Raw genomic sequence first — 5,240 nt, 5'->3', positions numbered from 1 at the left:
GGCCAGCGCCACCACGTCCATATAGCCTTCGACCACCAGCGCATAGCCGCGCTGGCGCAGGCCCTGGCGGGCCTCATACAGGCCGTACAGCTCGCGGCCCTTGCTGAAGACCGGCGTCTCGGGCGAGTTCAGGTATTTGGGCTCGCCCTTGTCGAGCACGCGGCCGCCGAAGCCAATCGTTTCGCCCTGCACATTGCGGATCGGAAACATGATGCGGTCACGAAAACGGTCGTAGCGTTTCTGCTCTTCACCTTCGTCGCCCTGCGTGATCACCATGCCGGATTCGGTCAGCAAAGGATCGTCATAGGACGGGAAAGCGCTGGCCAGGCTGCGCCAGCCTTCAGGCGCATAGCCCAGCGCAAACTGCGCGGCGATTTGGCCGGTCAAGCCGCGCTTTTTTAGATAGTCAATCGCGCGCGGCGTTTTCTTCAGTTGCGCGCGGTAATGGTCGCTGGCGCGCAGCAAGACCTCGGACAAGGTGGCTTGGCGCTGCTTTTTCTGGGCGGCGCGTTCGCGTTCTTCGCTGGAACGCTCGTCCTCGGGCACTTGCATACCGGTCTGCTGGGCCAGGTCCTGCACCGCCTCGACAAAACCCAGGCCGCTGTGCTCCATCAAGAAGCCGACCGCATTGCCATGCACGCCGCAGCCGAAGCAGTGGTAGGTCTGGCGTGTCGGGCTGACGATGAAGCTGGGCGATTTTTCGCCGTGGAAGGGGCACAGGCCCTTGTGGTTGATGCCGGCTTTTTTGAGCTCGACATGGCGGCCCACCACCTCGACGATGTCGACGCGAGAGAGCAGGTCCTGAATAAAGCCGGGTGGAATCACCGGTCGAGTCTAAAGCAAGGCCGTGGCTCGGCTGCCGAGCTGGGGCAGCCAGTCGGTGTCCGCGAAGGCCGCAACCCAGGCTTGCACCGCGGCAGCCGGCATTGCCGGCGCGATGCCATTGCCCTGACCTTGGCTGCAGCCCATGTGGAGCAGCGCCCGCGCATGAGCAGCCGACTCCACGCCTTCGGCCACCACGGTGCAGCCAAAGTTTCCGGCCAAACGAATCACGCCTTCGACCAGCGTGCTGTCCTGCTCGTCGATCAACATATTCTGTACAAAGGAGCGGTCGATTTTCAGCACATCGACAGGCAGGCGCTTCAGATAGGTGAGGGTGGAATAGCCGGTGCCGAAGTCGTCCAAGGCGAAACTGACTCCAAAGGCGCGGCATTGCTGAATCAGCTGGTGTGTGGCCGCAATGTCAGCCAGCGCAGCCGACTCCAGCACTTCTAGGCACAGATGTGCGGCCACCGGCTCTTGATGGCGCTTGATCAGCTCCTGCAGGCGCTGGGCGAAGTCCGGCATCTGCAGCTGCCGGGCGGTCACATTGACGCTGATGTTCAGGTTCAGGCCCGCGCTCAGCCAATGCGCGCTTTGCCGCAGCGCCTGCTCCAACACCCAGTCGCCGACCTGCACGCCCAGGCCGGTCGCCTCGATCAAGGGCAGGAAATGCAGCGGCCCGAGCAGGCCGCGATCAGGGTGCTGCCAGCGCAGCAGGGCCTCCATTCCTAACACCTGAGCGCTGCGCATATCGATCTTGGGCTGGTAATGCAGGCGCAACTCACCCGCGTCCAGCGCCTGCTGCACGCGCGCCATGGCGATCAAACTGGCCTCGTCACGGAGCCGCTTGGCCGTGTCAAACAACTGATAGCCATGCCGGCCCGCATGCTTCACCCGATAAAGCGCGTGCCCGGCGTGGCGCAGCAGGGTTTCCGCGTCGGAGTTGTCCTGCGGGAACAGCGTCGCACCAATGCTGGCGCTGATGGCGATGCTCAGGCCCGCGCTCAGCGGGTAGGGCTCGGCCAGCACCGTCAGCAGGCGTTCGATGGTGAGCTGCACTTCTTCCGAGTTGGTTCCGCGCAGCAAGAGGCCGAACTCGTCGCCGCCAAGCCGTGCGACGCCGTCCGACCATTGTGGGGCGCTGCGCAGTGCGGCCTGCAGGCGCTGGCCGACTTGGTGCAACAAGGCGTCGGCGAGCTTGCTGCCATATTGCTTGTTGATGCGTTTGAATTGATCCAGGTCGACCCGGCAAACGCTGAGGCAAAACCCTTCACTTTGGGCGGTCAGCAGGCCGCGCCGCAGCATTTGCATGAAGGCGTCGGCATTCGCCAATCCGGTCAAGGGATCGACCAGCGCTTGGCGCTGCAAGCTGTGCTGCTGTCGCAGGCTGTCGGTCAAGTCCGACACGCTGACAACGTGATAGCGCAAGGGGCCGTCGGGCTCGGGAATGCTGGAGACCGTCACTTGCAGATGGCAGATCGACCCGTCCGCCCGGGTGCACTGCAGCTGAGCTTGCCAAAAGCCCTGTTCCCGCAGCGCTTGTTGCAAATCGGTCGCGCGCAAGCCCGAGTGCTGCAGGCACAGCGCCTCCAGCGGTGCCGCAGTCCGGCCAATCAGGGCTTCGCGGGCTTGCCCGAGCATGCGGCAATAGCTGGGGTTGGCGTCGAGCACCAAGTGCTCCGTATCGGTCACCAGCAGTCCTTCGTGCAAATGCTGGAAGAGGCTCACACTCATCCGTTGCCGCTCCTGCGCGGTATGCCGCCAACTGACATCGGTCAAGGTCGTCAGCAGATGGGTCGCCCGGCCCTTGCCATTGCGTTGTTGAACCTGCGCTTTGAGTTCGAACCAAAGCCAGTCGGCGGCCGGGCCGGGTAAACGGAGTTCTTCGCAGCAATTGCCCGCGCCATGCGGCAGCAGCAAGGCCTCAAGGGACGCACTGACCCGGTCTTGGTCGAGCGGGTGAGCGTTGATGAACCAGTCGGCGGGTCGGCCGGCGCACGTGGTGAAGGCGCCGGCGATTTGTTGCCATTGGGCGCAAGCGTAGCTCTGGTGGCAGCCGCTGGACCCGAGCTGCCACTCGGCCAGGCTCACGCCATTGGATGCAAGTGCGGCGCGCCATCGATGGCGGTCATGGTGCGACTCATTGAGCAGCTTGCCGATCAGCAAGAGCAGGGCCGCCGCGCTACACGCATAGGCCCAATGCAATAGATGGGGAAACGTAAACGATGAGAGCAGAGCCGCGTTGCCCTGCTGAACCGACAAGAAAACCAGCGCCGCGCTGCCGCCGCAAGCCAGCCACAAGAAAAACATGCGCGAAGAACTTGCCAGCCGGCTGGCAAGATGTGGCCGACTGGTCGGCAAGTTATCCATCTTGAAGCTTGGATCATTCACGGATTCGACAGGGCTCAGGGTTTTTTAAGGATGCGATGAACTAACGTGTGGTATTCACCGGGCCGGGTGAGTAGGCGCCCGATATCATTCGAATGAGGCGCGGTATTCCGACGCGGCGCGATGCTAGCAGCTAGGCTGGCAGCACGGCCAAGGAATGCCCCCTTGATTCAAGCGCTTGAGTATGCAAGTGCGTTGGCGGTGCTGATACAACGCCCAAGAAAAAAGCCACCCGATTCAGGTGGCTTGCTTTTGCGAGCCGGTCATATAAACCGATGCTCGGTGCTTGACTGCAGGCGATTACACGTGGAAATCAGCCAAAGCTGCACCGCCGCCAATCGCCGCCTTCAGCCATTTGGGTTGCAAGCCCCGGCCGCTCCAAGTTTCGCCGGTGGCTTGGTTGCGATACTTGGCGGCAACCTTTGAAGTTTTGGCCGCTTTCGGTGCGCGGCTACTCAGATCCGCTAGCGTCAAGCCGTGATCGTCCATCAGGGATTTAACCTTGGCGACGGCATCGGCTCGCTCGCGGTCCTTGGTGCTCGAAATTTGTTCGTCAAGTGCAGCCCGTTGGGCCAGAAGTTCTTTTAACGATGCCATCAGTGCAAATCCTCGCGAAGTTTTTGAGTTCAGCCAACTGCGAACAGTTTAATTATAGGCTGAGTAGAAATAAATTTCCAAACAACCATTTCTGCTTGTTTTCAAGAACCAACGTTCGGCACGGAATGCAAAGCTTAGGCCCGTTCAAGAAATTGGTATTGATCGCCCCAAGCCGTCATTTATAACCAACCCGGTCCAACAGCTGCTGAACCTTGGGTAGATGGCTGCCAATCACCGCCACGGGAATGGTTTCGGTCTTGAACTTACCCAATGACTCTAGGGCCGGGTTGCTGGTGCGCAGGCTCGGCACCGCGGGCCATTCATTGTTGCCGTTGGCGAAGTAGGCTTGCGCTTCGTCGCCGCTCAAATACTCAAGAAACTTGACCGCGTTGTCCCGATTTTTGGCATGTTTAGCCATTGCGCCGCCGGCGATATTGATGTGCGTACCCCAGCTTTGCTGATTTGGGAAAACCACACCGACCTTCTCCATCGCGCTGCGATCTTCAGGCTTGTCAGAGCGCATCATGCGCGCCAAATAATAACTATTGGTGATCGCCACGCCGCATTCGCCACTGGCGACCGCCTTGATCTGATCGGTGTCACCACCTTTGGGTGGCCGCGCCATATTGGTCACCATGCCCTTGAGCCAGTTTTCTGTTTCAACCGCCCCCAAATGCTCGTACACCGAACCAAACAAAGAAAGGTTGTAGGGGTGGGAGCCGGAGCGCGTGCACAGTTTGCCCTTGATCTTGGAATTACCGAGATCCTGGTAGTTCAACACGTCGTCTTTGCTGACGGTTTGTTTGTTGTAAACGATCACGCGCGCCCGGGTTGACAAGCCAAACCAAGCCGTGCCCTTTTCGGTGGGTTTGGCGCGCAGTTGGGCGGGGATACGTTCTTCCAAGCGGCTGGATTTGAAGGGCTGGAATAAGCCATCTTCCTCAGCCTGCCAAAGTCGCGCTGCATCGACCAGCAAAATAACGTCGGCGGGGCTGGCTGCACCCTCGCTTTTCAGCCTCGCCAGTAGACCCGCGTCATCGGTATCGACGCGGTTAATACGAATGCCGGTGGTTTTGGTGAAATTGGCGTAGAGCGCTTCATCGGTCTGGTAGTGGCGCGCCGAATATAGATTTAAAACCTGTTCTTGAGCGGTTGCCGAGACGGTGAAACCGGCCAACAGGCCGATCGACAGCAGTGATTTTGTGAGCGAGGCGAATTGCATAGAACTCCAAATCAGGTGAGGGTTGATCTGGAGTACATCTTAACAAGAATTATTCCTGTTTGCAGGGGCCGCTGGCGCTCTAGCGCCTTCGCCGAAGAAAAACTGTTGGTGCGGTCTCACTTGCGCTGTGCGCAAATGATCCCACCCCGCAGTTTTCTGCCCGAGCTTCGCTCAGGCCGTTGGCGGGACATAGCCCGCCACCGCTCTAGCG

Annotated in this window: 4 protein-coding genes; all 4 read right to left on the bottom strand. The window is 60.2% G+C overall.

Features of this window, described 5'->3' with window-relative positions; genetic code table 11:
- Positions 1–825 (bottom strand): DNA primase (gene dnaG / locus RMO57_RS21725; RefSeq protein ID WP_310390244.1); only part of this gene is annotated, 825 nt, incomplete at its 3' end.
- A 9-nt stretch (positions 826–834) separates the two neighbouring features.
- Entirely contained in the window at positions 835–3,132 is a 2,298-nt protein-coding gene (locus tag RMO57_RS21720; protein WP_310390242.1) for a putative bifunctional diguanylate cyclase/phosphodiesterase, read from the bottom strand.
- A 378-nt stretch (positions 3,133–3,510) separates the two neighbouring features.
- On the bottom strand, positions 3,511–3,807 hold the full coding sequence (locus RMO57_RS21715; protein ID WP_310390240.1) for an H-NS histone family protein: 297 nt from the start codon (positions 3,805–3,807) through the stop codon (positions 3,511–3,513).
- A gap of 175 nt (positions 3,808–3,982) precedes the next feature.
- Positions 3,983–5,029 carry an extracellular solute-binding protein gene (locus RMO57_RS21710; RefSeq protein WP_310390238.1) on the bottom strand — a complete coding sequence of 349 codons (1,047 nt, stop codon included), beginning with the start codon at positions 5,027–5,029 and terminating at the stop codon, positions 3,983–3,985.
- Between the last annotated feature and the right edge of the window lie 211 nt (positions 5,030–5,240).

It is taken from the genome of Roseateles sp., assembly GCF_031397715.1.
Taxonomy (GTDB): Bacteria; Pseudomonadota; Gammaproteobacteria; order Burkholderiales; family Burkholderiaceae_C; genus Paucibacter_A.
This window is presented reverse-complemented; position numbering and strand designations above follow the sequence as displayed.